This is a genomic window from Embleya sp. NPDC050154 (assembly GCF_044460165.1).
Lineage (GTDB): Bacteria > Actinomycetota > Actinomycetes > Streptomycetales > Streptomycetaceae > Embleya.
Map to the genome: position 1 here is coordinate 143,135 of NZ_JBITJP010000015.1, position 25,908 is coordinate 169,042.

Below are 25,908 nucleotides of genomic sequence, written 5' to 3' on the forward strand. Positions count from 1 at the left end.
CAGCGCAGGTGACACGGCGAGGAGAACCTCCATGGCGGAACGCCCGGTACGCAAGACCCGCAAACTGATCGAACTCCAGGTACGCAGCACCGAACGGGTCGGCCCCCACCTGATCCGGATCGTCGCCGGCGGCGACGGTTACCGACACTTCACCGACAACGGCTACACCGACGCCTACGTCAAGGTGCTCTTCCCGCAGCCCGGGGTGAACTACCCCGAGCCGTTCGACATGGAGACCATCCGCGCCGAACTCCCGCGCGAGGACTGGCCGCGCACCCGCACCTACACGGTGCGCGCGAACAACCCGAACACCGGCGAGTTGACCATCGACTTCGTGCACCACGGCGACGAGGGCCTGGCCGGCCCGTGGGCGGCCCGTGCCCGGGTCGGCGACACGGTGCGGCTGCTCGGTCCCGGCGGCGCCTACGCCCCCGACCCCGAGGCGGACTGGCACCTGTTCGTCGGCGACGAGAGCGCCTACCCCGCGATCAGCGCCTCGCTGGAGCGGCTGCCCGCCGCGGCCAAGGCGATCGCGCTCCTCGAGGTGGGCACGTCCGACGAGGCACCCACCGGCACCGTGCCGGCCACCCACCCCGACCTCGATCTCGACATCACCTGGATCACCCGAGACGCCGGTCCCGATCTGCTCGACGCGCTGCGCGCGCTCGACTTCCCCACCGGCCGGGTGCACGCGTTCGTGCACGGCGAGGCCGGTGTGGTCAAGGAGTTGCGCCGACACCTGGTCGACGAGCGCGGCGTGGAGCGCACCGACATCTCCTTCTCCGGCTACTGGCGCAAGGGCCGCGACGAGGACGGCTTCCAGGCGGACAAGGCCGCCGAGAAGGCCGCCGAACGCGAGGCCGAACAGCGCGCCTGACCCGCACCCCACCCGTACGTGGGTCCGGGATCCGTCACCGAGTCCCGGGCCCTCGCACGGTGGTGCGGAACCGTTTCCCTCGTGCGATCAGCGAGAATCCGGGCAAACTCCCCGAACCGACCACGCCACCCGAGTGAAAGCACGCGTCGGGCACTACCGCGAGCGACGAAGCCGGCACAGGGTGGGGCGCATGAGACGTCCATCACACGCCCTCGTGGCCATCGCGACCGCCCTCACCCTCACTGCGGCCGGCGCAGCCGGCGCGCACGCGAGCGACGCTCGGCCCACTCCCGGCGCGCCCGGGATCGGCGATCCGCTGCTGCCGCTGAGCGGCAACGGCGGCTACCGCGTCGACCACTACACACTGGACTTCGACTGGCGGGCGCCCGGCGCGGCGTTCCCGGCGACCACCACCGTCAAGGCCACCGCCACCCAGGCGCTGTCCCGGTTCGACCTCGACTTCGCGGGCAACACGCTCGGCCGGGTCACGGTCGACGGCACGACCGCGACCGCCACCCGCGAGGGTGACGAGTTGGTGATCACCCCGACCCGCCCGCTGCGCAAGGGCCGCGCGTTCACGGTCCGGGTCGAGTACACCGCCGACCCCACCCAGCAGCGGCACCGCGACGACGCGATCGAGACGTTCGGCTGGATTCCCACGCCCGACGGCACGGTGATCTACCCGCAGCCCGACGGCGCCAAGATGATCTTCCCGAGCAACGACCACCCCAGTCTGCGGGCCCGGACCAAGGTCAACATCACCGCCGCCGACGACCTCACCGCATTGTCCAACGGCACCCTCACGCACAAGCGCCGGGTAGCACCCGGCCGCACCCGCTGGACCTACGACAGCCGGCAGCCGGTGGCGGGCCAACTCTTCCAACTCGCCATCGGCAAGTACACGCTGATCGACGGCCCGACCACCAACGGCACCCGGCTGCGCGACGCGGTTCCGCCGGACCTGGTCGACCGGGTCGAGCAGTACCGTTCGCTGACGCCCCGTCATCTGGCCTGGGTGGAGAGCAGGCTGGGTCCCTATCCGTTCGACAGCTACGGGCTGCTCGTGGCGGACACCGACCTCGGCGTCGCGCTGGAGACCCAGTCGTTGTCCCTGATCCCCAAGGCCGACCTGCTCGGCGACAAGATCAACGCCGAACGCAACATGGTGCACGAACTCGTGCACCAGTGGACCGGCGACAGCGTGGCCATGGAGCGCTGGTCCGACCTGTGGCTGAGCGAGGGGCACGCACGCTACTACGAGCGCGTCTACAGCGAGGAGAACGGCGGCGCCAACCTGGAGGCGCTGATGCGCGACACCTACCGGCAACACGACATCTGGCGCCGGGACACCGGCGCGCCGGCCGAGCCCACCGAGCCCAACCTGTTCAAGCGCATGCGCTACGACGGTTCGGCGCTGGTCTTCTACGCGCTGCGCATCGAGGTCGGCGCGGACACCTTCGCCCACATCGAACGTGCCTGGACCAGCCGCTTCCGCGGCCGCGCCGCGAGCACGGCGGACTACGTCCAACTCGCCTCCGAGGTGGCCCGACGCGACCTCGCGCCGTTCCTGAACCCGTGGCTGTACGGCGCGAAGACGCCGCCGATGCCCGGACACCCGGACTGGACCGTCGACCCGGCCTGAGCCACCGCGGCACCCCATGACGCGGCGGTCGGCCCCGGCCCGACCGCCGCGTCCGCACGTCCGGCCCATCCGACGCCGGCGCGAAGCGACTTGGCGGACCGCACGCCCCGTGATAGAAACTGGAACGAACGTCCCACTTTATTTTCCTATCGACGGGAACTCCCGTGCGTAACCCCTACCGAGAAATCTTCACCGCGCCCGGTGCCAAGGGATTCTCGGCAGCCGGCTTCATCGCCCGCATGCCCATCTCGATGACCGGCATCGGCATCGTCACCATGCTCTCCGAACTGCGCGGCGAGTACGGCCTCGCGGGCGCCGTGGCCGCCACCTTCGCACTGTCCACCGCGCTGATCGCGCCGCAGATCTCCCGCGTCGTGGACCGCTACGGGCAGAGCCGCGTGCTCGTCCCGGCCACCGCCGTCAGCGTCATCACGCTGGGCGTGCTCCTGCTCTGCGCGCGCTACGACGCCCCCGCCTGGACCCTGTTCGTGTGCGCGATACCCGCCGGCTGCATGCCCAGCATGGGCGCCATGGTCCGCTCCCGCTGGCTGGTCCTGTACCGCGGCTCGCCGCACCTGCACACCGCGTTCTCCTTCGAGTCCGTGGTCGACGAACTGTGCTTCATCCTCGGACCGATCATCGCCGTCCAGCTCTCCGTCTCCGCCTTCCCCGAGGCGGGCCCGCTGGCCGCGATCGCCTTCTTCACCATCGGCGTCCTGCTGTTCACCGTGCAGCGCGGCACCGAGCCCCCGCCGCACCCGCGCACCGCCGGCAGGACCACGTCGGTGATGCGCATCCGCGGCCTCCAGGTGCTCGTGGTCACCCTGATCGCGATCGGCGCCATCTTCGGCACGGTGGACGTGGTCACCATCGCCTTCGCCGAGGAGCACGGCCAACGCGGCTCGGCGAGCTTCGTGTTGGCCACCTACGCGGCCGGCTCCTGCCTGGCCGGGATCGCCTTCGGCGCGTTCAAGTTCGCCTCCCCGCTGCCCCGGATGTTGCTGATCAGCGTCGGCATCACCGCCGTGACCATCCTGCCGCTGCTGCTGGTCGGTAACCTGCCCGCACTCGCGGTGGCCGTGTTCTTCGCGGGCATGTCGATCTCGCCCACCATGATCCTGACCGTCAGCCTGGTCGAACGCCTGGTCCCGCCGGCGCGGTTGACCGAGGGGATGACCTGGACCACCACCGGCATCGGCATCGGCGTCGCGGCCGGCTCCTCGCTGTCCGGCCTGATCGTGGACCACTTCGGGACCCGGGCCGGCTTCGGCGTCGCCGTCGGCGCGGCCCTGCTCGCTGCCTCGATGGCCCTCGGTGGATACCGTGTGCTGCGCCGGACCGCGCCGCGCGCGGGCGGGACCACCGTCGCGGTCGGCGGCCCGCCGACCGGCGCCACCCCCGTACGAGAAGGTGAATCCCACTGATCGAGGAAGCCGTCGACGGCCGCCGGGCCAAGGGCGAACGCCGCCGCCGGGCGCTGATCGAGGCCACCCTGCGGGTGGTCGAACGAGACGGCGCGGCCGGCGTCAGCCACCGCACCGTCTCGCGCGAGGCGGGCCTGCCCACCAGCGCCTCCACGTACTACTTCGACGGCGTCGACGACCTGCTCACCGCCGCGCTCACCTCGTGCATGACCGCGGACGCGATCCACGTGCGCTCGATCGCCGCCGCCCCCGGCGACACCCGGCGCGCGTTGGCCGAACACCTGAACCACATCTGCACGTCGCCGGGCCTGCTGGTCGCCGAGTACGAGCTGTTCCTGCTCGCCGCGCGGCGACCGGAGTTGCGCGAGTCCACCGACCACTGGATGGCCGCGGTCACCGACTTCGCGCTGCGCTTCACCACCGACGCGGTCCGGGTCCGGGTGTTCGTCGGCGCACTGGACGGGCTGCTCATCCAGGCCCTGCTCACCGACGCGCCGCCCAGCACCGACGAGTGGGAGGCGATGATCCGCGACCTGTTGCCCGGGCCGTGCCTGGCACCGCCCACACCCTCGGGGTCCTCGGCACCCTCCGCGCCGTCGACCCCCTCGGCGCCGGAACACACCGAGTAGGCGTGGCACGTTCCGGTTGGGCCAGAATCGGGGCATGTCCCGACGCACCCCGCGGCCCCGACCTGACGCCGTCACCGCCGCCTCGCCCTGCCCCTGCGGCCTGCCCGACACCTACGGCGCGTGTTGCGGCGCGCGGCACGCCGGCTCCCCCGCGCCCACCGCCGAGGCGCTGATGCGCTCGCGCTACAGCGCGTTCGCCGTGCGCGACGCGGCCTATCTGCTGCGCACGTGGCACCCCGACACCCGGCCGGAGCGCCTCGACCTGGACGAGCGCACCCGCTGGCTGGGCCTGGAGGTGCTCGCGAGCACCGACGGCGGGCCGTTCCACCAGGAGGGCACCGTGGAGTTCATCGCGACCTACCTCGAGCGCGGCCGGCAGGACACGCTGCGCGAACACAGCCGGTTCGTCCGGTACGACGGCGCCTGGGTCTACGTCGGCCCCTTGCCTCGCTGACGAACGGTCAGACGCCGACCAGCCGGCTTTCGATCCGCACCGACGAGGACAGGTCGCGCAGTCGCTTGGCCAGGTCCTCGCCCGCCTCGTGCAACGCGTCCAGGGTCATCGGCTCCAGCCGCTCGAACAGGAACAGCGCGTCGGTGGTGTGCTCGGTGATCCGGGTGCGCACACACTGGCGCCAGTTCCATCGACGGCACGTGACGCCCTCGTCGTCGCACCACACCACCTCGCCCGGCGCGGGGTGGTCGATCGCGGGGACCCCGGCCTCCAGGACCTCGAACGGCTCGGTGCCCTCGGCCCGGATCAGCCGGGCCGCGCCGCGATAGCGCGACAGGTCCTCGCCGCCGACCGGCAACACGTGCCGCACCGAGACCGCGTTGTACAGGTCGACCAGGCGGTTGACCTCGGGCAGCCCGCCGCGCCGCATCAGCGCCTCCACCGAGCAGCGGGTGCGCTGCGGCTTGGCGCCGAAGGCACGGTACGCCTGTCGCCACGCGGCCACGTTCGGATGTTCCTCGGGCGGGGTGGTGGGCAGCGACAGGGTCGCCTCGGCCAGCGCGGCGCGGGAGCCGTCGTCGCTGGGGCCGCCCGGCAGTCCGGTGGCGACCAGGGCGAGCACGACCGCGTCGGGGCGCAGCGCGTGCACGGCCGGGTCGATGGTGATGGACGTGAGCACGTTCGGGTTCTCCTCCGCGACAGGGCGACCGGTCGAGCCGTGGTCCACTACAGTAGACCGCATGGAGCAGAATAATGACCTGTTGGCCGATCCCGGTCAACCCGCGGTCAGCCGCGCGATCGCGGCCAACGTCCGGGCCGCCCGCACCGCGCGCGGCTGGTCGCTGGAGGCGCTCGCGGCGCGCAGCGGCCTGAGCAAGGGTGCCCTGGTGGGTGTCGAGCAGGGCCGGGGCAACCCGGGCGTGCTCACCCTGGCCCGGATCGCCGACGCGCTCGGCCTGCCGCTGACCGGCCTGGTCGACGGGGCGCCGGCGCCGGTCGTCGAGGTGGTCCCGGCAGGCGGCGGAACCCGGCTGTGGCAGGGCGAACACGGCGGCCACGGCGACCTGTTGATCGGCAGCGACCCGCCCGTCCCGGCCGAGCTGTGGCGCTGGACGCTGGCTCCCGGCGACGCGCACGTCAGCGCGGCGCACGGCGCGGGCGTCCGCGAACTGGTCACCGTCCTGGACGGCACGCTCACCCTGGAGGTGGCCGGCGAGCGGGTGGACGTCCCGGCCGGCGGGTGCGCCCGCTTCGCGGCCGACCGGCCGCACTCCTACCGCAACGACGGCGCGAGTACCGCCCGGTTCGTCGGCGTCGTGCTCCTGCAGAGCCGGCCCGACATCGGCTGACTCGGGCCCGCTCTCGGCCCGTCCGCCCCCGCCCACCCGCTCCCTGCCCGCTCGCTCTCTGCGGACCCGAGCCGCCCGGCCTCGGCCGACTCCACCCCGGCCGGCCCGGCGGCGGCGTCAACCCCGGCGCTTCCACCGCTCGTCCCGCCGCGAGTTACACCTCGGCCGTGCCCCACTCGCCGACCACCAGTTCGTCGCCCACCGACAACTTGCCCGGGCGCAGCACGGCGAACTTGGCGCCGAAGGCCACCCCGCCCTGAGCCGCGCGGCGGTAGCCGGCGAAGGCGCGCAGCGGTTCGGGGCCCGCCTTGGTCCCGGCGACCTGGTCCACCATCGTGACGGCGCAGCGGATCGCGAGCTTGGCGTAGCCCAGTTCCGCCTCGCCGACGCCGAACCGCCGGAGCCGGTCCTCGGTGTGCGGTTCGGGCCACCCCTGGACCACGACGTTCGGCCGGAAGCGGTTCATCGGCAGCGGCGCCTCGCCCTGCTCGGCCAGTCGCGCGTTGAGCAGGTCGAGCGAGCCGCGGGAGAGCACGTGCAACGGGGAGCTGTCCGCGTATCCGGCGGTGCCCGGGATCGCGCCGTCGGTCACCCGATCGTGCTCCGGCGGCACCCGGACCAGCCGGCTGCCCACGCCGAGCGCGTCCGAGATCCACTCGGCGACCGCGTCCCCCTGGTCGATGCCCCGGAACGGGTTGCCGAACAGGTCCACGTCGCGCCGGGCACCGGCGGTGTCCACGTCGATCGTCACCGGGGCGACGCCGGTCCGGCGCAGGGTGAGGCGTTCGCCGGCGGTGTCGATCTCCGGGCGGATCGACGCCAGGAGCGGATCGCGGCGCTGGGTGCGGTAGACGCCGTTCGTGTCGACCACCATGAAGGCGCGGTCGTGGGCGAGTCCGGCGCGGGTCAACAGCGCCCGATCGCACGACGTCCCGGCGCAACCCTTGATCGGGTAGTAGGTGAGTTCGACGACTGTGGCCATCACCCGACCCTATCCACGGCGTGCTCGCCCGGACCCGCCGGCCCACCCCCGCGCGCTCCTCTCGTCGCGCGGCGCGGATCGCTCGCACACAACGGTGGGCGGCGGAATCGACCGCGCCGCTCAGGCGTCCGCCGGGTGCAGTTCCTTCCACACCCGCTGGGCGAACACCGTTGTGCCCGCGTGTGCGTCGGCCTCCTCGGCGGTGGCCAGCCAGGCGACGATCTCGCCGGGGATGTCGGGCGTGGCGGCGGTGAAGTTGGCCTGGAGGTGGCCGCCGGATCCGCGCGCCTTCTGGGATTCGGTGAGCACGAAACCGGGGTCGACGTTGAAGGCGCGCAGCCCGCGCTCGCGATACTCGGCGTGCAGAACGCCGGCGACCCGCCCGAACGCGGCCTTGGACGCGGCGTAGCCGACCCCCCAGCCGCCCGCGCCGGCCGGACCCGGCGGATCGAGTCGGACCGAGCCCGACGTCATGTTCACCACGTGACTGCGCGGGTGCTCCAGCAGGTGCGGCAACAACCTTTGGATCAGCACCAGTTGGTGCAGGTAGTTGCCGACGAGCAGGTTCTGCGCGGCCTCGATCGGCAGGTCCGGAATGCGGTCCATCGCGCCGGGGCCTTGGTATATGGCGTTGTTGAAGAGCAGGTCGACGCGTCCCCACGTGTCCAGCGCGGTGTCGCACGCGTCGAGGATGGATTGCCGGTCCATCAGGTCCATCCGGATCGGCAGCGCCCGCCGGCCCAGCGCCTCGATCTCGCCGGCGGTGGTCTCCAGACTGCCGGGGATCGCGAACGGCGTGGGATCGGCGGTGGACGACGTGGGCCCGCCGCGCCCCTCCCCTTCGCGCACGGTACGGGCGGTGAGCACCACGTCGTAGCCGGCGCGGGCGAGGGCGAGGGCGCCGCAACGGCCGATTCCGCGACTGGCACCGGTGACGAAGGCGACGGGAGTGTGCTGAGGCATGCGCCGACCATGCCGGATTACCTTGACAGAATCCAGCAAATCTTCGAATCCGTCGAATCCCGCGGTGGACCGCGCGCGACACGTGCCGAGCAGTGCGCGTCCGGTCTTGTTACCGACGCGTAGCGCTGCTTGACTGCTGGACATGTCGACGCACGAGGTCACCAACCAGGTCCCGGCTCCGACCGCGCGGGACACCGCCGCCGATCCCGCGCTGTACGAGGCGCTGCATCGTGAGGGCGCCGGCTGGGCCGAGGCCGAGGTCCGTGGACTCGGGCTGCGCGCGTGGGAGGAACCGGCCCAGGAGTGGGGCCGGCTGGCCAACGAGCACGAGCCGATCCTGCGCAGCCACGACCGCCACGGGCACCGGATCGACGAGGTCGAGTTCCACCCGGCGTGGCACGAGCTGATGACCGTCGCGGTGGAGCACGGCCTGCACGCGAGCCCGTGGCGCGAGGACCGCCCGGGCGCGCACGTCGCGCGCGCGGCGAAGCTGTACGCGTGGAGCCAGGTCGAGGCGGGCCACATGTGCCCGATCTCGATGACCTACGCCTCGGTGCCGGCGCTCCGCGTGCAGCCGGAACTGGCCGAACTCTACGAGCCGTTGCTGGCCTCGCGCCGCTACGACTTCGGACTGCGCGAGCCGGCCGGCAAGCTCGGACTGATCGCGGGCATGTCGATGACCGAGAAGCAGGGCGGCTCGGACGTACGCACCAACACCACGCGCGCGGTGCCCTCGGCGGACGGCTCCTACCGGCTGACCGGGCACAAGTGGTTCACCTCCGCGCCGATGTCCGACCTGTTCCTGACCCTGGCCCAGGCCCCGGGCGGACTCTCCTGCTTCCTGGTCCCGCGCGTGTTGCCGGACGGCAGCCGCAACACGTTCCACCTGATGCGCCTCAAGGACAAGCTCGGCAACCGCTCCAACGCGTCGGCGGAGATCGAGTACGAGGGCGCGTACGCCCGCCTGATCGGCGCCGAGGGCCAGGGCGTGCGAACCATCGTCACGATGGTCAACGCCACCCGGCTCGACTGCGTGATCGGGGCCGCGTGCGGGATGCGGGTCGGCGCGGTCAGGGCCGCGCATCACGCGGCGCACCGACGGGCGTTCGGCGCGGCGCTGATCGATCAGCCGCTGATGCGCAACGTACTGGCCGACCTGGTGATCGAGTCCGAGGCCGCGACCACGGTGGCGCTGCGGCTGGCCGGCGCCGGCGATCGGGCGCTGCGCGGGGACGCGGGCGAGGCGGCGTTTCGCCGGATCGCGGTCGCCGTGTCGAAGTACTGGGTGTGCAAGCGCGGCCCGGCGCACGCGGCCGAGGCGCTGGAATGTCTGGGCGGCAACGGCTACGTGGAGGAGTCGGGGCTGCCCCGGCTGTACCGCGAGGCGCCGCTGGTGTCGATCTGGGAGGGCTCGGGCAACGTCGCCGCGCTCGACGCGTTGCGTGCGATGGCCCGCGAACCGGCGTGCGTGGACGCCTTCTTCGCCGAGATCGACTCGGCCGCCGGCGCGGATCACCGACTGGACGAGGCGGTGGCGGCGCTGCGCAAGGAACTGGCCGACCCGAACGAGGCGCAGTTCCGGGCCCGGCGGATCGTCGAATCGATGGCGGTGGTGCTCCAGGGCGCGCTACTGGTGCGCGCGGCGAGCCCGGCTGCCGACGCGTTCTGCGCCACCCGCCTGGCCCGCGAGGGCGGCCACGCGTTCGGCACCCTCCCGGCGGGCACCGACACGGGCGCGTTGTTGTCTCGGGTGCGGGAGGTGTAGGTGCCGCCCCGGGGCTCCGGCCCCCCGCTCCGCACGGAGGAGGCGCCGTTCTAGGCTCCGGTCATGATCAACTCCGTTCGACTCGTGATCTTCGACTGTGACGGCGTCCTGGTGGACAGCGAGCCGATCGCGATCCGCGTACACGTGGCGCTCGGCGCCGAGCACGGCTGGCCGCTCACCCCGGCCGAGGTGGTCGAGCGCTTCGTCGGCCGCTCCTCGGCGGCGATCGCCGAGCAGATCGCCGAGCGCGTCGGAGCGGACACCGCCGCCGAGTGGACACGCGGCTTCGAGAGCCGGCACCGGGTCGAGGTCGACGCCGCGCTGAGCCCGGTCGAGGGCATCGAGTACGCCGTGGACACCCTCGCCGAACTCGGTCTCGCCACGTGCGTGGCGTCCAGCGGCGGCCACGACAAGATGGCGCACACCCTGGGCCGCACCGGGCTGTACGAGCGGTTCGCCGGCCGCATCTTCAGCGCCACCGAGGTCGCCCACGGCAAGCCCGCACCCGACGTTTTCCTGCACGCCGCCCGCCGCATGGGAGTGGCCCCCGAGCACTGCGTCGTGGTCGAGGACAGCGTCAACGGCCTGCTCGCCGCCCGCGCGGCCGGGATGCGCGCCTTCGCCTACACGACGGACCTGATCGCGCCGCACCTCCTGGAGGGTCCGGGCACCACCGTGTTCAAGTCCATGCGCGACCTGCCCGCCCTGATTACCGACCTGGGCTGATCCGTACGTCGATTCGGAGCCGCGTCCCCGTTCGGGGGTTGGGGCCGGGGTCGCTCAGCGAAAGAGCTCGCGCAGGGTGCCGGCCACCTGTGCGGGCGCCTCCTCGGCCATGAAGTGTCCGCACGACATCGTGGTGTGCCGCAGGTCCGGCGCCCACGCCCGCCAGCGCGCCGCCGCGTCGAAGCCCAACGCGGCACCCCAGTCCTGCTGGAGTACGGCCACCGGCATCCGCAGCCGATTCCCCGCCCGCCGATCCGCCTCGTCGTGTTCGACGTCGATCAGCGCCGACGCGCGGTAGTCGGCCACGATCGAGGGGATCGCCTCCCGCGAGGCCCGCAGGTAGGCGGCCCGGACGTCGGCCGGAATCGCCGCCGGATCGTTGCTCCACAGGTCCAGGAAGTGGCCGAAGAAGGCGTCCGGGCTGCCGGCGATCAACTGCTCCGGGAGCCCGACCGGCTGCGCCATCAGATAAAGGTGGAAGCCGACGGCGGCCGAGGTGCCGTGCAGGACGTCCCACATGTCCAGGGTCGGCAGTACGTCCAACGACGCCAATCGGCGGACCGCGCCCGGGTGGTCGAGCCCGGTCCGGAACGCGACCAGCGCACCTCGATCGTGGCCGGCCAGCGCGAACCGCTCGTGGCCCAGGGCGCGGGCGAGCGTCACCACGTCCGCGGCCATCGTGCGCTTGGCGTAGGTCAGCCCGTCCCGGTCCACCGGCTTGTCGCTGTCGCCGTAGCCGCGCAGGTCCGGACAGATGACCGTGTGGTCGGCGGCCAGGTCCGCCGCGACATGCCGCCACATCAGATGGGTCTGCGGAAAGCCGTGCAACAGCACGACCGGGCGGCCCGACCCGCCCACGGCGACGTTGAGCGCGACGCCGTCGTCGACGGCGACCCGGCGGTAGTCGAAATCGGGAATCCTGAGGGTCATCGGTCTTCCTTCGGTGGGCGTGCCGACCGGGTCGGCACGGCGGATCTCGAACTGCTCCAGCCTGCGGCCCGCGGATCAGCGATCGATGAGCACCCGATGAGCGACATCGGCGCGACCGCCGCCGGCGGCATCGGACCCGACCCCGATCCGGCGTCCGCGACGCGCCTGGCACCCGCGCCGAGCAGGGTGTTCGCCGGCTCCGGGATAGGTTGGCCGGGATCGGGCGGGACCGGAGAAGGGTGTGGCGTGACGTCGTCGATGCGCTTCGTCGTACTCGGCCCGGTGACCGCCGAGGACGCGCACGCACCGGTCGACCTCAAGGGCCCCCGACACCGCGCCGTACTGGCCCGGCTGCTGATCGCCCGCGGCCGGGTCGTGCCGGTCGACCGGCTCGTCGACGACCTGTGGACGGACCCGCCGGCGAGCGCCGTGGCCACCATCCGCACCTTCGTCTCCGCGCTGCGCCGGGCCGTCGAGCCCGACCGGGCCCCGCGCGCACCCGCCGGCCTGCTGGTCACCGCCGGCCCCGGCTACGCGCTGCGGCCCGCCCCCGACGCGGTGGACGCGTGGCGATTCGAGGCGGCCGTACAGGAATGCGGACACCTGCTCGACGCCGACCGGCCGCACCCCGCGCTCACCGGGATCACCGCGGCGCTGGCACTGTGGCGCGGACCCGCCTACGCGGAGTTCGCCGAACAGCCCTGGGCGCTGGGCGAGGTGGCCCGACTCGACGAGCTGCGCCTGCTCGCGGTGGAACGGCGGGCCCGCGCCGCGCTCGCCCTGAACCGGGCCGCCGAGACGGTGCCGGACCTGGAGGCGCATGTCCGGGAACACCCGTGGCGCGAGGATGCCTGGGCCCTGCTCGCGCTGGCGCTGTACCGCACCGGCCGCCGGACCGACGCCCTCGCACTGCTTCGCCGAACCCGCCGGGCACTCGCCACCGAACTGGGCCTGACCGTGAGCCCCGACCTGCGCCGACTGGAAACCGACATCCTCCGCCAGGCACCACACCTGAACCGCACGACCCGCCTCCCGTACAGCCGAGCCGCACGGCCGACACACCCGACACCACCGACACACCCACCCGCCGAACACACCTCGGCCGACCAACCACACCCGCACCCGATCGAGACCCCGGCACCACCCGCGCACCCACCCCACGACCCCACCATCGGCAACCCGCCGCACTCCCACGCCACCGAGAGCCCCGCACCACCCGCGCACTCGCCCGACCAACGCACCTCGGCCGACCAACCACACCCGCACCCGATCGAGACCCCGGCACCGCCCGCGCACTCGCCCGACGAACCCACCATCGGCAACCCGCCGCGCCCGCACCCCGCCGAGAGTCCGGCACCACACCCGACACCGCCCGCGCACTCACCCGACGAGCACAATCCCGGCAATGACCGGCCGCGTTCGTACACCACCGGGACCCCGGCACCGCCCGCGCACTCGCCCGACGAACCCACCCCCGGCAACCCGCCGGCGCAGCCGCACGGCCCGCCACCGCGCGTCACGCCGCCCTCGTCGCCCCCGTGTCCCACCGGCGACCGGAAGCCGCGCACCACACCGCCCGCAGGCGCGGCGACGGTCCGGGACGCACGTCCTGCCCCCGACCCGAACGGCCGTCCCGCCCGCGCCGGCGTACCCGCACCCGTACCCGCGCCTCCGGCCATCACGGGCGCGCCGTCGCCCGACGCGCTCTTCGTGGGTCGGGGCGCCGAGCTGCACCGGCTCGCCGCGACCGCCGAATCCGTCGCGGCGCGCCGCCGGCTCCGGCCGGCGCTGATCTCCGGTGAGGCCGGCGCGGGCAAGACCGCGCTGGCCCAGGCGCTGACCCGGCACCTGGCCGAGCGCGGCTGGACCACGGCGTGGGGGCGGAGCGCGGAGTACGCCGACGCGCCCGCCGCCTGGCCGTGGATCGAGATCGGCACCGAACTCGCCGAGGCCGGCCACCCGTTCGGCCCGTCGCACACCGAGGCCGGTCACCCGCCCCACCCGTCGCGCGCCGAAACCGGCCGCCCGTTCGACCCGCGCGCCGCCGACCCCGATTCGGATCGGTCGCCCACCGATCCGGCCGCCGCCCGGTTCCACCGCTACCTGGCGCTGGTGGCGCACCTGTCCGAGGTCGCCGCGCACGGGCCGCTCCTGCTGGTTCTCGACGACCTGCACTGGGCCGGCGAGCAGACCCTCGCCGCGCTCACCGCGCTGACCGCACACCCCCTCGACCGCCCGGTGCTGGTGCTGGGCACCTACCGGGACACCGAGGTCTCCACCGCACTCGCGCACGCCCTCGGCCGGATCGCGCGCGCCGAGCCGATCCGGGTCGAACTGGCCGGGCTGCCCGAACCGCACGTTCGCGAGCTGGTCCGGGCCGCCGCCGGTCGGGATGTGGACGACCCGACCGCGCGCGCGATCCACCGGCGCACCGCGGGCAATCCGTTCTTCGTCCGCGAACTTGCCCGGCTGCTCGCCGACTCCGACGCGCCCGCCGACGCGCTCGCGGACGTCCCGGTGGGCGTGCGGGACGTGATCCGGCATCGGCTGGCCGGTCTGCCCGAGGCGTCCCGCGCGGTGCTCCGGCACGCCGCCGTGCTCGGCCTGGACGTCGACCTGGACCTGTTGATCGCACTGACCGGCGACGAGGAGGCCACGCTGGACGCGGTCGAGTTCGCGCTGCCGGCCGGTTTCCTGCTCGACGCGGGCCCGGACCGGGTGCGTTTCGCGCACGCCCTGGTTCGCGACACGCTGTACGCCGACCTGCCGCGCGCCCGCCGCGCCCGCCGGCACGCCGCCGCCGCACACGCCCTGGAACGCCTGCGCCCCGAGGATGTCGACGCGCTCGCCCACCATTTCGTTCGGGCCGAGGGCCGGGTGCCGGCCGAACGCACCGCGTACTACGCCCGGGCCGCCGCCGAACGGGCCGAACGGCGGTTCGCTCCGCACGAGGCGGCCCGGTGGTGGCGCGCGGCGGTCGACGCGTGGGATCACGCCTCGGCCGAGGCCGGTTCCACCGCCGACCGCCTCCGGGCCCGACTGGACGCGGTGATGGGCCTGGTCCGGGCGCTGGCTTTCGCGGGCGAGTTGGGCGCGGCCCGCCGGCATCGGGACCAAGCCGTCGCCGCCGCCGAGGAATTGGGGGACGCGCCGCGGACCGCACGGGTGATCGGCGCCTTCGACGTGCCGGCGATCTGGCCCCGCACCGACGATCCGGAATCGGCCCGCCGTATCGTCGTGGCCACCGAACGCACCCTGGCCGCACTGCCTCCCGACGCGGACGAGGCACGCGGCCGGCTGCTGAGCACGCTCGCCCTGGAGCTGCGCGGCGCCACCGGCGACCGGGGTCGGGACGCGGCCCGCGAGGCGGAGGCGATCGCGCGCCGCGTCGACGACCCGGCCCTGCTCGCCTTCGCGCTGGACGGCCGCTTCCTGCACACCTTCGAACGGGCCGGCCTCGCGGCCCAACGCGCGGCGATCGGTGCCGAGTTGCTCGACCTCGCACACCGTCGGCAACTGCCGGCGTTCGAGGTGCTCGCCCATCTGATCCTGCTCCAGGCACACACCGCCCGGGCCGACTTCGCCGCCGCCGACCGGCACGCCGCGTCGGTCGACCACATCGCCGAGCGCTACGAGCTCCCCTTGGTGTCCGTGTTCACCGACGGCTACGCCGCGCTGCGGCTGACCGTCGCGAACCGCCCGGGGGCGGCGGCCGCGTACCGGAAGCTCGCGGCCCGGCTGCCGGGGACCGGAATGCACGGAATGGCGGACGGCTTCCTGCCGTTCACGCTCGCCTGCCTGCGAGTCCAGGCCGATCGCCCGGTCGAGCCGACACCGGAGGTCGCGCCCGGCCCGGACACGCCGTGGATCCGCCCCCTCGAACTGCTCGCGGCCGGGCGCCGGGACGCGGCGGCCGAGGCATTCCGGCGGCTCCCCGAATCACCGCGCGACCTGCTCCTGGAGGCCCGTCTGTGCCTGGCCGCCCGGGCCGCCGTCGCGCTCGACGATCGGCCCGCGATGGCCCTGATCCACGCCGCACTGCTGCCCGCGGCGGCCGAACTGGCGGGCGCGGGCAGTGGGTTGCTCACCCTGGGACCCGTCGCCCGACACCTGGGCGACCTGTGCGCCGCGACCGGCCGCCCCGCCGAGGCCCGCGAACACTACCGACGGGCGCTGGACCTGGCCCACCACGTCGCGGCACCACACTGGATCACCGCGATCCGGGCCGCCCTGACCGAATCCGGCGACGACCGGATCGGTCCCGCAACCCGGGCAGACCCCGAGCCCTAGGCCCTGTCCGACGCCACGACCCGCGCGACCACGTCGATCGCCCGCTCGGCCGGCACGCCCAGCGCCACCAGCGAGGCCACCGCCTGGTCCGCCGCCGTCACCCGCATGTCCTCGTTGACCCCCTGGAGCAGCGCGACACACATGCCCTCCAGCGCGAGCGCCAGCACCGGCGCGGGCAGGTGGTCGGCGAACACGCCCGCCCGCTGTCCGGCGGTGATCAGCGCGATCGAGCGTTCCCGTACCGGAGCCAGCATCGCCGGAATCCCGCCGTCGCCCAGATTGCGTTGGGCGAAGCTGATCAGCAGCCGGTATCGATCGCCGCCGCGCCACGCGGCAAGGGCGAACCGGGCCAGCGCCTGATCCGGCGAGTCCTCGCTCCGCGTCGCGTCCTCGACCGCGCCCAGGATGTCCCGGCGGGCCTCCTCGGCCAGCCCCGCGACCAGTGCCTCGCGGCTGGGGAAGTGCCCGTACACCGTGCGCCGCACCACGCCCGCAGCCCGCGCGATGTCGTCCATCGACGCGTCCGCGTCACGGATCAGTTCGGTCCTGGCCACCGCGAGGATGCGCTCCCGGTTGGACTGCGCGTTGCGCCGACGCGGCGGTGCGGCGGACCCGGCCTCCTCGTGGCCGGCTCCGGCCGGAGCCGGCTCGGCTCCCGGTTTCGTCTGCATCGCGCGTTCCTCTCTGGGGTGACCTGGAGCCTGCCAGAAATCCGCACTCAACGGCAGCGACGCGACACACCGAAGCGGTGTGGCGGCGAATCGTCGGATTCACCCCGACTCGTTCCTTCATATTTGCACAGCACTGTGCAATCAACTAAGTTGCACATCGTTGTGCAAATACCGCGGCTGCGCCGGCCGCCTGCTCCGAAAGGCGTTCCGATGTCCGTATTCGCCACCACGCCGGTCGACCGGATGGAACGGCCGTACTCACGCCGCTGGTGGGCCCTGGGCGTGCTGTGCCTGAGCCTGCTGATCATCGTCATGGCCAACACGTCGCTGATCGTGGCCGCTCCCGACATGACCCGCGACCTGGGCCTGTCCGGGCGCGACCTGCAATGGGTGATCGACGCCTACACCGTGCCGTACGCGGCGTTGATGCTGATCCTGGGCGCGATCGGCGACAAGTACAGCCGGCGCGGCGCGCTGATCACCGGCCTGGTGATCTTCGCCGCGGGCTCGGTCGGCGGTTCCCTGGTGCACTCGACCTCGGGCGTGATCATCGCCCGCGCGGTGATGGGCCTGGGCGCCGCGGTGATCATGCCCGCGACGTTGTCCCTGCTGGTCGCCTCCTTCCCGCGCGGCGAGCGGGCCAAGGCGATCACCGCGTGGACCGCGACCTCGGGTCTGGCCATCGCACTCGGCCCGCTGCTCGCGGGTTGGCTGCTGGAGAGCCACGCGTGGGGCTCCACATTCCTGATCAACGTGCCGGTCGCGCTGATCGCCGTGGTCGCCGCCCTGTTCGTGGTCCCGCCGTCGAAGGCGCACGACTACGGCCGACTCGACCTGGTCGGCGGCGCGCTCTCGATCGCGACGCTGGGCTCGCTGGTGTACGCGATCATCGAGGGCCCGCACTTCGGCTGGGGCACCGGCCCGGTGACCGCGCTGGTCGTCTTCGTGCTCGGTCTGGGCGCGTTCATCGCCTGGGAACTGCGGCACCCGCGCCCGATCTTCGACCTGCGCAAGTTCGGCGAGCGGGTGTTCTCCGGCTCGATGCTCGCCGTCCTGCTGTTCTTCCTGGGCACCTTCGGCGCGATCTACTTCCTCACCCAGCACCTCCAGTTCGTGCTCGGGTACACCCCGCTGGAGACCGGTGTGCGACTGCTCCCGCTGGCCGGCGCGGTGTGCCTGGGCGCGATCGCCACCGGACAACTCACCCCTCGGCTGGGCATGCGCGTGACGGTGACCACCGGCATGGCGCTGGGCACGGTCGGCGTACTGCTGATGACGCGCGTCTCGGACGGCTCGGGCTACGGCGACTTCCTCGCCCCGCTGCTGCTGCTCGGCGTCGCGATCGGCCTGAGCGTGTCGCCCTGCACGGAGGCGATCATGGGCTCGTTCCCGGAGAACGAACTGGGCGCGGGCGGCGGCGTCAACGACACCGCGGTGGAACTGGGCGGCGCGCTGGGCATCGCGATCCTGGGCTCGGTGCTGGCCACCTCGTACGAGTCGGAGCTGACCGAGGCCGTCGACGGCAAGCTGCCCCCGGCCGCGATGGACGTGGCCACGGACTCGATCGGCGGCGCGCTCGCCGCGGCCGAGCAGGTCGGCCGCGTCGCGGGTCCGCAGCAGGCACAGGCGCTGGTCCAGGCCGCCGACCACGCGTTCACACAGGCGGTCGCGCACACCAGCCTGGTCGGCGGCATCGTGCTCGCCGCGGGCACCGTCCTGGTCGGTCTGATCCTGCCGAACCGGGCCCGCACCCAGGCCGCGCGCGCGGACGTGACGGACGCGGGTGTCGACACGCCGGAGCGGGAGAAGGAGTCGGTGGGCTGAGTCGGCGGCACACCGGACAAGCGCGGTCGACCTCGCGTCGGCCGCCCTTCGGCTGTCCCGGGTCCGCGGTCTCGGACCGCCTCAGCCCCTGGGCAGGGTCCGTACCGCGCGGCCGACCCAGGCCTCGAAGCGCTGCCACTCGACGAGTTCCTCGCGGGTCTTGGGCTCCGGCCAGTCCAGCAGCGCGTCGCCCGCGTCGAGCAGATCCCAGTAGGGGTGGTGGTCGTCGGTCCGACCGGACGCCTCGGCGTACGCGGGCAGGAACTCCTCGGCGACGGCCACCCCGTGGCTCAGCGCCAGGTTGAGCCGGATCCGGGCCAGGTCGATGCCGCGCGGACCGACGCAGCCGGTGGTCCAGTCCACGACGCCGCCGATCCGCTCGCCCACCCAGAGGAGTTGCTGGGCGTGGAAGTCGCGGTGGATGAAACCCGTTGCTGCGTACGGGGGTTCCTCGGCCAGCGCGTCGAGCATGCGCCGCCACACGTGCGGGCGGGTGGTCCAGGTCGGCACGGTCCGCGCGCCGTCGACCGCCGGGTCGTAGTAGGGCGCGTACTCCGCCGAACCCGCGTCGCCCGGGTCCACCGCGTGGATGGTCGCCAGCAACTCGGCGGCGTGCCGGAGCAGTACGGCCGGGTCGGCGGGCGGCTCCGGTGCGCCGGGAACGCGCGTGGTCAGCAGCGCCGGAGCCGGGCCCTCGAGTCGGGCCGCGATCAACTCCGGTGCGGGGACCGGGGTATCGGCGAGCAATCGCAGCACCCGAGCCTCCTGCTCCGGTCGGTACCACGGGTCCGCGGTCAATCGCTCCGCATTGTGGAAGACCCGCAGAACCAGGTCGCCGACGCCGTACAGCCGGTTGGCGCCTTCGCCCATGGGCTCGATCGGGACGTCGCCGACGAGTTCGCGCACCCAGACGAGGGTCTCGGCGTTCGGCATGGGCACGGGCACGGGCGGGGCTCCTGTTCGTCGGGGTCGGCCGCGCGTCCGGCCGAGCCCCGCATCGCGACCCCGACCCGCCGCGCGCGGCGATCCGCGGACAAGCCTGCCAGGCCGACCGCCGAGCTTGAATTTCACACACGTTGACTTTAAGCACACGCACTTGCCAGGATGACTTAGGCAAGCCTTACTTCGTTTCGATTCCCGGGGGTGGCGGCGTGGCCGACGCACGCACAGATACCGCGAGTACAACGGATCCGACCGACCCGACGGGGGCCGCCGACGGCTCGCGCGTGGTGCTGTTCCTGGTCACCGTGGCCTCGGTGCTGCTGGTCGTGGACATCACGATGGTGTCGGTGGGCCTGCCCCGGATCCAGGACGACCTGAACGGGTCGCTGGCCGGCCTCCAGTGGGTGATCGTCGCCTACTCGCTCACCTTCGGCGCGTTCCTCCAGACCGCCGGCAGCGTGTCCGACCGGATCGGCCGGCGTCCGGTCTTCCTGACCGGCATCGCGCTGTTCACGCTGTCCTCGCTCGCCTGCGGGCTGGCCCCGAACGTCCTGGTCCTGGACGCCTTTCGCGGCGTCCAGGGCATCGGCGCGGCGATGCTCCTGGCCACCGGCCTGCCGCTGATCGCAAACGCGTACCAGGGGCAGCGACGCAACATGGCCATCGCCACCTGGGGTTCCACACTCGGCGCCTGTGCGGCGGTGGCCCCGCTGCTCGGCGGCGTGCTGGTGGACGTGGCGAACTGGCGGTGGATGTTCCTGGTCAACGTCCCGATCGGGATCGGCGCGTTCGCGCTCGCCGCGACCCGGCTGCCCCGGGACCGGCCCGCACCGTCGGCCGGTCGCATCGACTGGGTGGGCGCGGCGACCCTGGTGGCCATGTGGGGCCTGCTCAACCTGACCGTCACCCGCGGCGCCGAACAGGGCTGGACCCACCCGCTGACGGTGGGTGGATTCGCGGCGGCCGCACTGCTGTCGACCGCCTTCGTAACGATCGAGCGGCGCGTGCCCGCGCCGATGCTGGACCTGGCCCTGTTCCGCATCCCGACCTTCGTCGGCGCGCTGTCCATCTCGTTCCTGTCCCGGTTCGTGACGGTCGGCTCGTCGGTGTACTTCCTGCTCTACTTCCAGGGCGCGCTGGGCCTGAGCCCGCTGTCCTCCGGCCTGCTCCTGCTGCCGATCTTCATCCCGCAGTTGTGCCTGGGCCTGGTCGCCGGGCGTCTGCAAAGCCGGCTCGCCGCCGCGCACATCATCGCGGCGGGCTTCGCCACGCTCGCGCTGGGCGCGTTGCTGATGGGCCTGAGCTTCTCCCCCGACGCGTCCTGGCCGGACTTCCTGCCGGGACTGCTGGTGTGGGGCGTGGGCAGCGGCCTCGCGTCGAGTCCGGTGATGTCGATCGCGGTGAACACGGTGCCGGCCGAGCGGGCCGGCATGGCGTCCGGAACGGCGAACGGGCTGTTCCCGATCGGCGCGGCGGTGGGGATCGCGGTGCTGGGCGTGCCGTTCGCCGCCCGGTTCGACGCGGTGGTCGGCGCGCAGGCCGGGGTCCCGGACGCGGTCCGCGAACGGATCGTGGCCGCCGCGCGGAACGGCGACGCGGACCGGGTCCGGGATCTGACGCCGGCCCGGGGCGGCGAGGCGGTGACCGCGGCGATCGAGCACGCGTACGCGGCGGGCGCCTCGGTGGTGATGTACGGCGTCGCGGCGCTCGCCCTGGCCACCGCCGCCGTCGCACTGATCCTGGTCCGCCAACGCGACCTGGTCCCCCGGGATGCCCCGGCGTGACGCGGGTCGCCGATCGGCCCGGCCTATCCTGGGCGTCATGTCCACCGGCCCCACCCGCAAGCGCCCCACCCATCGCGGCGGTCGACCGACCCTGACCCGTGAGGGCATCGGCCGAGCCGCGCTGGAGTTGGTCGCGCGCGACGGCGGGGCGGAACTGACCATGCGCTCGCTCGCCGCGCACCTGGGCGTGTCGCCGCGCGCGCTGTACAACTACGCGACGGACCGCCGGGCCGTACTCGAACTGGCCGCGCTGGCCTGGCAGTCGGACTGGCTGGTACCCGAACTGGACCCGGCCCGCCCGGCCGAGAGCGTGCGCGAGCTGTGCGCGGGGATGCGCGCGTGGTATCGCCGACACCCGCGCGCGGTGACCATCGCGGTGGACGAGAACCTGACCGCCGCAATCCACCCACGCACACTGCGCAACAACGAGGCGATCCTGACCTTCCTGGTCGCGATCGGCCTGGACCTGGTCACCGCGAACCGGATCTTCCGCGAACTGGTGCTGCGGGTCGCGGCGTTCGTGCGGCTCAACGACGCCTGGCACGACGCTCCGCCCGCCGACCTCGACCCCGAGACCTGGGACGCCGCCCCCGCCGCGTGGTTGCCCCCGGGCCCGGCCGCGAGCGCCGAACTGCCCACCACGGGCCGGATCGCCGCGTCGGTCCCGGTGGATTCGATCGACGAACAGTTCGCCTTCACGGTGGACCTGCTGATCGCGAGCATCCAGGCACTGATCCACCGACCGGGCACACCGGTGGACCGGGCGGGCGAACCGACCGGCTGAGCCCGAGCCCGCCGGACGGCGCCGAGGCCCGGGGCGGGACCGGGCCTGGACGGGACGGGCCGTGGGCAGGGACGAGCCGCGGACGCGACCGGCCCGTGCACGGGGCAGGGCCTCGGGCGGAACCTAAGCCGAGAGCACGTCCGGATCCGGGATCGCGCACGCGGTCGCGACCTCGTCCAGGGACAGGCCCAGTTCCAGGGCGAGCGCGGCGATCGTGAAGAACGCCGGTGTGGGCGCGCGGCCGGTCTCGATCTTGCGCAGCGTTTCCGGCGACAGACCCGCCGCGATGGCGACGTGGCCGATGCTGCGCTCTCCGCGCGCACCGCGCAACAACGCGCCCAGATGCAGGCCGCGCTCGCGCTCCAGTGGGGTCAGTGGGGTTCGGACCATGACCATGATACTAATACCGGTATAAGAATTGGTCGAGGAGGGACCTCGTGGTCGAGATCAAAACCCGAGCCGAAATCGCCGCGATGCGCGAGGCCGGCCGTGTCGTGGCGAATGCCCTGGAGGCGACCCGCAAGGCCGCCGCCATCGGCGTGTCGCTCAAGGAGTTGGACGAGGTCGCACACGCGGTGCTGCGCGAGGCCGGGGCCACGTCCCCGTTCCTGGGCTACAAACCCTGGTCCGCGCCGGTGCCGTTCCCTGGCGTGATCTGCGCGTCGGTCAACGACGTCGTGGTCCACGGCATCCCGACGGACTACCGGCTGCGCGACGGCGACCTGCTGAGCGTCGACTTCGGCGCGACCCTGCGCGGCTGGACCGGCGACGCCGCGATCACCTTCACAGTCGGCACGCCGCGCCCGAGCGACCTCGAACTGATCGCGACGACCCGCCGCGCACTGGAGGCGGGCATCGCGGCGGCCGTCCCGGGCGGTCGGCTCGGCGACATCTCAGCCGCGATCGGCGCGGTCGCCCGCGAGGCCGGCTACGGCATGCCGCAGGACTTGGGCGGCCACGGCATCGGCCGCACGATGCACGAGGACCCGCACGTGCGCAACGAAGGCCGCCCGGGCCGGGGCATGCTCCTGCGCCCGGGTCTGGCCCTGGCCCTGGAACCGATGCTCATCGCCGGGGGCAAGGACCGCTGCTTCACCGCCGAGGACGGCTGGACCATCCACAGCGTCGACGGCAGCCGAGCCGCCCACATCGAACACACCATCGCCATCACCGATTCCGGCCCGGAGATCCTGACCCTCCCCTGACCTCCCGCGGCAGCGGCGAGCCACGAGCGCGGCCCGCGGCAGCCGCTACCCGACGCGCACGGTGCGGCCCTCGCGGCGGGAGACGACGCAGGCTTCGGCGACGGCCTGGGCGGCGAGGGCGGCCGGGCCGGGGCAGGGGCTCGGGGTTCGGCCGGCGGCCATCGACACGAAGGCGGCGAGTTCGGCGCGGTACGCGTCGCCGAATCGGGTGAGGAAGTCGCCCTCGGTGACTCCGCCGCACGCGTGCGTACCGTCCGTGCCGGCCACTTCCAGGCGCACGTCGTAGCCCGGCTCGTGGTCGCGGCCCGCGTGCGCGGTGCCCAGGGTGCCGTCGGCGAGGCGGAAGAGCACCGCCGAGACGTCGACGTCGTCGTTCTCGCCGAACACCGCCGCGCCCCGGTTCGCGCCGATCGCGGTCACCTCGACGATCGGCACGCCGGTGACCCACGGCACGATGTCGAAGTCGTGGATGTGCGTGTCCCGGTAGATCCCGCCCGAGGTGGGCACGAACTCGGGCGGCGGCGGCCGGCGGTCCACACTCACCGCGTGCACTCGGGTCACCGTACCGAGCGTGCCCGCGCGCACCGCCTCGCGCGCCGCGACGTACATCGGATCGAACCGACGCTGGAAGCCCACCTGCAACCCGGCGCCACGCGCCTCCACATACCCGACGGCATCACCCGCGATCCCCGGGTCGAGCGCGATCGGCTTCTCGCACAGGATCGGCAACCCGGCGTCGGCGGCCCGTCGCAACAACTCCACGTGCACCGCCGTCGGCGCCGCGATCACGACCGCGTCGACCAAGCCGTACACCTTGTCCAGCCCCGCCGCCTCGACCCCGGCCTGCGCGGCGAACGCCTCGGCCCGCGCGTGGTCCGCGTCCGCGACCACGACCCGCTCGACCGCCTCGATCCCACCCAACGCCCGGGCATGAAACGCCCCGATCCGCCCGACTCCCAACACCCCGACCCGCATACTTCCCCTTCCACCACCGAACCCCGACCCACCCAGCCGACCAGGCCCATCAGACCACGCCCACCCGAACCGGCTCCGCCGACCCGACGGCACGCGGGCCCGTTCGGCACGGTCGCGGTTCACCGGCCCGATCGGCGCGGCCGTACGTCACCTCACGTCCACGGACGAGTGACACCCGACACGGCCGACCGGGTGATGCCCGTGGACACACCGCCCACCCTGCACGAGTGGTTCCCGGAGAGCGGGTAGTCGTGGACGAATGACGATCTCCCGACGCTCGCTGTTCCGTGCCGCACCGGTCGCCCTCACCCTGCTCGCCGGGCCCGCCGCCCGAGCCGCGGCCGCCGCCGGAGCACAATTGCACGCGAACGCGGCGGCGGGCATCGGCGTGGGCGCGGCCGGCGGAGCGGACCCGGGTCCGGCCGGTGTTCCGTTCCCGGAGCCACCCACGCCGCCGATCGCCGTCCCGCCCGGTGTCGGGCCCCGCTGGGCGGCCGAAATCCCGGTCGAGACCACCCAGTTGTTGCTGGTCGTCGGCGAGAGCCGGGACAGCGACTCGGCCGCCGCCTCGTTCTGGACCCGCGAACCGAACGGCTGGCAACCCCGGGGGACGTGGCCGGCGCACAATGGCCGGCTCGGCTGGACGCCCGACCACCACGTGGACGACCTGCGCTCGCCGATCGGCGTGTACACGCTCACCGACGCGGGCGGGCTGGAGCCCGACCCCGGCACCAGGCTGTCGTACGACCGATCCGACGACTTCGCCATCGACGGCACGGGCTTCGCCGGAGAACCCCTGGCGGGCACGTTCGACCACGTGATCGCGATCGACTACAACCGGGTGCGCGGCACCTCTCCGCTGGACCCGGAGCGCCCGCGCGGCGACGCGTTCGGCGGCGGAATCTGGCTGCACATCGACCACGGTGGCCCGACCCACGGCTGTGTGACGCTGCCCGCCGAAGGGGTCGTGGAGTTGTTGCGCACACTGGATCCGGCGGCGCACCCGGTCGTGCTGATGGGCGACGCGTGGACGCTGACCCTGGGCGGGCCCGCTTCCTGATGCCTCGGCGGACTCCTACGCTGTGCGGGTGACCTCCGCCAAGCTCCGTCCGCTGCCCGCCGAAGTGGCCACTCTCCTGGATCAACTCACCCCCTGCCCACGCCTGGTCGAACACCTGCGCATCGTGCACGACGTCGCGTACCGGCTGTGCGACTGGGTCGCGGCGACCTGCCCGGAACTGGCCTTCGACCGCGACGCGGTGCTGTTCGGCGCCGCCACCCACGACATCGGCAAGACCCTGCATCCGGAGGAGTTGGCCGGGCCCGGTTCGTGCCACGAACAGGCGGGCTACGACCTGCTGACCGCCCAGGGCGTCCCGCCCGCCCGGGCCCGCTTCGCCCGCACCCACGCGGCATGGAATCCCGACGATCCGGACGAACTGCTCGTGAGCCTGGCCGACAAGGCATGGAAGGGCAAGCGCGTCGAGGCCCTGGAACAGGGCCTGGTCGCGCTGCTCGCGACCGCTTCCGGCCGCCCCGAGTGGGAAATCTTCCAGGTCCTCGACGACTTCCTGACCTCGATAGACACCGACACGCTGCTGCTCTGACCGGCACGACCGGCACGGTCATGACGACCAGTACGACCAGTACGGTCGTCGCGATCGGCCGGCCCACCCCCGCCCGTCTCGCACC

At 73.2% G+C, this 25,908-nt stretch carries 23 protein-coding genes and 1 pseudogene; 16 read left to right on the plus strand and 8 right to left on the minus strand.

From position 1 onward, the window contains the following. The first annotated feature begins 31 nt into the window (after positions 1-31). From ACIBSV_RS29320 to ACIBSV_RS29340, 5 genes are all read left to right on the plus strand, one after another. Positions 32-877: a siderophore-interacting protein gene (locus tag ACIBSV_RS29320; protein WP_395868209.1), complete on the plus strand. Its 846-nt coding sequence runs from the start codon at positions 32-34 to the stop codon at positions 875-877. Between the two features lie 190 nt (positions 878-1,067). Beyond that, on the plus strand, positions 1,068-2,519 hold the full coding sequence (locus ACIBSV_RS29325) for a M1 family metallopeptidase (protein ID WP_395868210.1): 1,452 nt from the start codon (positions 1,068-1,070) through the stop codon (positions 2,517-2,519). A gap of 164 nt (positions 2,520-2,683) precedes the next feature. Continuing rightward, positions 2,684-3,943: an MFS transporter gene (locus ACIBSV_RS29330; protein ID WP_395868212.1), complete on the plus strand. Its 1,260-nt coding sequence runs from the start codon at positions 2,684-2,686 to the stop codon at positions 3,941-3,943. Between the two features lie 74 nt (positions 3,944-4,017). Further along, positions 4,018-4,572 (plus strand): TetR/AcrR family transcriptional regulator, encoded by a 555-nt coding sequence (locus tag ACIBSV_RS29335; RefSeq protein WP_395868214.1) that lies wholly within the window; start codon positions 4,018-4,020, stop codon positions 4,570-4,572. A gap of 34 nt (positions 4,573-4,606) precedes the next feature. Continuing rightward, the gene (locus ACIBSV_RS29340) at positions 4,607-5,026 is read left to right on the plus strand and encodes a YchJ family protein (RefSeq protein ID WP_395868215.1); all 420 of its coding nucleotides are present in this window, start codon (positions 4,607-4,609) and stop codon (positions 5,024-5,026) included. 7 nt (positions 5,027-5,033) lie between these two features. Here the strand turns inward: ACIBSV_RS29340 and ACIBSV_RS29345 are convergent, their stop codons facing one another. Then, positions 5,034-5,705, minus strand: a complete 672-nt coding sequence (locus tag ACIBSV_RS29345; protein WP_395868435.1) for a B3/4 domain-containing protein — start codon at positions 5,703-5,705, stop codon at positions 5,034-5,036. 61 nt (positions 5,706-5,766) lie between these two features. On the opposite strand from ACIBSV_RS29345, the gene ACIBSV_RS29350 reads away from it, so the two are divergent. Beyond that, positions 5,767-6,375: a helix-turn-helix domain-containing protein gene (locus tag ACIBSV_RS29350; protein ID WP_395868216.1), complete on the plus strand. Its 609-nt coding sequence runs from the start codon at positions 5,767-5,769 to the stop codon at positions 6,373-6,375. A 154-nt stretch (positions 6,376-6,529) separates the two neighbouring features. On the opposite strand, the gene ACIBSV_RS29355 is transcribed toward ACIBSV_RS29350, so the two are convergent. Together ACIBSV_RS29355 and ACIBSV_RS29360 are read right to left on the minus strand one after the other, a co-directional pair. Beyond that, on the minus strand, positions 6,530-7,357 hold the full coding sequence (locus ACIBSV_RS29355; RefSeq protein ID WP_395868218.1) for an MOSC domain-containing protein: 828 nt from the start codon (positions 7,355-7,357) through the stop codon (positions 6,530-6,532). Positions 7,358-7,477: 120 nt separating this feature from the next. Next, the gene (locus tag ACIBSV_RS29360; RefSeq protein WP_395868220.1) at positions 7,478-8,320 is read right to left on the minus strand and encodes an SDR family oxidoreductase; all 843 of its coding nucleotides are present in this window, start codon (positions 8,318-8,320) and stop codon (positions 7,478-7,480) included. 142 nt (positions 8,321-8,462) lie between these two features. Between ACIBSV_RS29360 and ACIBSV_RS29365 the strand changes: the two genes are divergently transcribed. Together ACIBSV_RS29365 and ACIBSV_RS29370 are read left to right on the plus strand one after the other, a co-directional pair. Continuing rightward, entirely contained in the window at positions 8,463-10,085 is a 1,623-nt protein-coding gene (locus ACIBSV_RS29365; protein ID WP_395868222.1) for an acyl-CoA dehydrogenase family protein, read from the plus strand. 63 nt (positions 10,086-10,148) lie between these two features. Beyond that, on the plus strand, positions 10,149-10,811 hold the full coding sequence (locus ACIBSV_RS29370; RefSeq protein ID WP_395868224.1) for an HAD family hydrolase: 663 nt from the start codon (positions 10,149-10,151) through the stop codon (positions 10,809-10,811). A gap of 54 nt (positions 10,812-10,865) precedes the next feature. On the opposite strand, the gene ACIBSV_RS29375 is transcribed toward ACIBSV_RS29370, so the two are convergent. Further along, positions 10,866-11,741 (minus strand): alpha/beta fold hydrolase, encoded by an 876-nt coding sequence (locus tag ACIBSV_RS29375; RefSeq protein WP_395868226.1) that lies wholly within the window; start codon positions 11,739-11,741, stop codon positions 10,866-10,868. 258 nt (positions 11,742-11,999) lie between these two features. Here ACIBSV_RS29375 and ACIBSV_RS29380 point away from each other — a divergent pair. Together ACIBSV_RS29380 and ACIBSV_RS29385 are read left to right on the plus strand one after the other, a co-directional pair. Continuing rightward, a pseudogene (locus ACIBSV_RS29380) lies at positions 12,000-12,755 on the plus strand (BTAD domain-containing putative transcriptional regulator); the annotation flags it as partial. Beyond that, positions 12,732-16,031 carry an ATP-binding protein gene (locus ACIBSV_RS29385; protein WP_395868437.1) on the plus strand — a complete coding sequence of 1,100 codons (3,300 nt, stop codon included), beginning with the start codon at positions 12,732-12,734 and terminating at the stop codon, positions 16,029-16,031. The pseudogene ACIBSV_RS29380 and the gene ACIBSV_RS29385, both read left to right, overlap by 24 nt. On the opposite strand, the gene ACIBSV_RS29390 is transcribed toward ACIBSV_RS29385, so the two are convergent. Then, positions 16,028-16,702, minus strand: a complete 675-nt coding sequence (locus tag ACIBSV_RS29390) for a TetR/AcrR family transcriptional regulator (RefSeq protein WP_395868227.1) — start codon at positions 16,700-16,702, stop codon at positions 16,028-16,030. The two genes, ACIBSV_RS29385 and ACIBSV_RS29390, sit on opposite strands and share 4 nt — an antisense overlap. Positions 16,703-16,912: 210 nt before the next feature. Here ACIBSV_RS29390 and ACIBSV_RS29395 point away from each other — a divergent pair, with 210 nt between their 5' ends. Continuing rightward, complete coding sequence (locus ACIBSV_RS29395; protein WP_395868229.1) at positions 16,913-18,526, plus strand: MFS transporter; 1,614 nt, start codon at positions 16,913-16,915, stop codon at positions 18,524-18,526. A gap of 81 nt (positions 18,527-18,607) precedes the next feature. Here the strand turns inward: ACIBSV_RS29395 and ACIBSV_RS29400 are convergent, their stop codons facing one another. Further along, a complete protein-coding gene (locus ACIBSV_RS29400) occupies positions 18,608-19,471 on the minus strand; it encodes a phosphotransferase family protein (protein ID WP_395868231.1) in 864 nt (287 codons plus the stop codon). Positions 19,472-19,677: 206 nt separating this feature from the next. Between ACIBSV_RS29400 and ACIBSV_RS29405 the strand changes: the two genes are divergently transcribed. Both ACIBSV_RS29405 and ACIBSV_RS29410 read left to right on the plus strand, forming a co-directional pair. Continuing rightward, entirely contained in the window at positions 19,678-21,252 is a 1,575-nt protein-coding gene (locus ACIBSV_RS29405) for an MFS transporter (RefSeq protein ID WP_395868232.1), read from the plus strand. Positions 21,253-21,289: 37 nt separating this feature from the next. Next, the gene (locus ACIBSV_RS29410) at positions 21,290-22,036 is read left to right on the plus strand and encodes a TetR/AcrR family transcriptional regulator (RefSeq protein WP_395868234.1); all 747 of its coding nucleotides are present in this window, start codon (positions 21,290-21,292) and stop codon (positions 22,034-22,036) included. Between the two features lie 123 nt (positions 22,037-22,159). Here ACIBSV_RS29410 and ACIBSV_RS29415 read toward each other — a convergent pair whose 3' ends face one another. After that, positions 22,160-22,426 carry a helix-turn-helix domain-containing protein gene (locus tag ACIBSV_RS29415; protein ID WP_395868235.1) on the minus strand — a complete coding sequence of 89 codons (267 nt, stop codon included), beginning with the start codon at positions 22,424-22,426 and terminating at the stop codon, positions 22,160-22,162. A gap of 47 nt (positions 22,427-22,473) precedes the next feature. Here ACIBSV_RS29415 and map point away from each other — a divergent pair, with 47 nt between their 5' ends. Beyond that, the gene (map, locus tag ACIBSV_RS29420; protein WP_395868237.1) at positions 22,474-23,241 is read left to right on the plus strand and encodes a type I methionyl aminopeptidase; all 768 of its coding nucleotides are present in this window, start codon (positions 22,474-22,476) and stop codon (positions 23,239-23,241) included. 45 nt (positions 23,242-23,286) lie between these two features. Here the strand turns inward: map and ACIBSV_RS29425 are convergent, their stop codons facing one another. Further along, entirely contained in the window at positions 23,287-24,216 is a 930-nt protein-coding gene (locus ACIBSV_RS29425; protein WP_395868239.1) for a Gfo/Idh/MocA family oxidoreductase, read from the minus strand. A gap of 259 nt (positions 24,217-24,475) precedes the next feature. Between ACIBSV_RS29425 and ACIBSV_RS29430 the strand changes: the two genes are divergently transcribed. Together ACIBSV_RS29430 and ACIBSV_RS29435 are read left to right on the plus strand one after the other, a co-directional pair. Then, positions 24,476-25,276 carry a L,D-transpeptidase family protein gene (locus ACIBSV_RS29430; protein WP_395868241.1) on the plus strand — a complete coding sequence of 267 codons (801 nt, stop codon included), beginning with the start codon at positions 24,476-24,478 and terminating at the stop codon, positions 25,274-25,276. A gap of 22 nt (positions 25,277-25,298) precedes the next feature. Further along, a complete protein-coding gene (locus ACIBSV_RS29435) occupies positions 25,299-25,823 on the plus strand; it encodes an HD domain-containing protein (RefSeq protein WP_395868243.1) in 525 nt (174 codons plus the stop codon). Positions 25,824-25,908: the final 85 nt, after the last annotated feature.

Coding starts and splice junctions, on each gene's coding strand:
- ACIBSV_RS29375 (WP_395868226.1), bottom strand. CDS start 11,741: ATGACCCTCAGGATTCCCGATTTCGACTACCGCCGGGTCGCCGTCGAC.
- ACIBSV_RS29395 (WP_395868229.1), top strand. CDS start 16,913: ATGTCCGTATTCGCCACCACGCCGGTCGACCGGATGGAACGGCCGTAC.
- ACIBSV_RS29325 (WP_395868210.1), top strand. CDS start 1,068: ATGAGACGTCCATCACACGCCCTCGTGGCCATCGCGACCGCCCTCACC.
- ACIBSV_RS29410 (WP_395868234.1), top strand. CDS start 21,290: ATGTCCACCGGCCCCACCCGCAAGCGCCCCACCCATCGCGGCGGTCGA.
- ACIBSV_RS29360 (WP_395868220.1), bottom strand. CDS start 8,320: ATGCCTCAGCACACTCCCGTCGCCTTCGTCACCGGTGCCAGTCGCGGA.
- ACIBSV_RS29390 (WP_395868227.1), bottom strand. CDS start 16,702: ATGCAGACGAAACCGGGAGCCGAGCCGGCTCCGGCCGGAGCCGGCCAC.
- ACIBSV_RS29365 (WP_395868222.1), top strand. CDS start 8,463: ATGTCGACGCACGAGGTCACCAACCAGGTCCCGGCTCCGACCGCGCGG.
- ACIBSV_RS29425 (WP_395868239.1), bottom strand. CDS start 24,216: ATGCGGGTCGGGGTGTTGGGAGTCGGGCGGATCGGGGCGTTTCATGCC.
- ACIBSV_RS29340 (WP_395868215.1), top strand. CDS start 4,607: ATGTCCCGACGCACCCCGCGGCCCCGACCTGACGCCGTCACCGCCGCC.
- ACIBSV_RS29430 (WP_395868241.1), top strand. CDS start 24,476: ATGACGATCTCCCGACGCTCGCTGTTCCGTGCCGCACCGGTCGCCCTC.
- ACIBSV_RS29350 (WP_395868216.1), top strand. CDS start 5,767: ATGGAGCAGAATAATGACCTGTTGGCCGATCCCGGTCAACCCGCGGTC.
- ACIBSV_RS29320 (WP_395868209.1), top strand. CDS start 32: ATGGCGGAACGCCCGGTACGCAAGACCCGCAAACTGATCGAACTCCAG.
- ACIBSV_RS29355 (WP_395868218.1), bottom strand. CDS start 7,357: ATGGCCACAGTCGTCGAACTCACCTACTACCCGATCAAGGGTTGCGCC.
- ACIBSV_RS29370 (WP_395868224.1), top strand. CDS start 10,149: ATGATCAACTCCGTTCGACTCGTGATCTTCGACTGTGACGGCGTCCTG.
- ACIBSV_RS29415 (WP_395868235.1), bottom strand. CDS start 22,426: ATGGTCCGAACCCCACTGACCCCACTGGAGCGCGAGCGCGGCCTGCAT.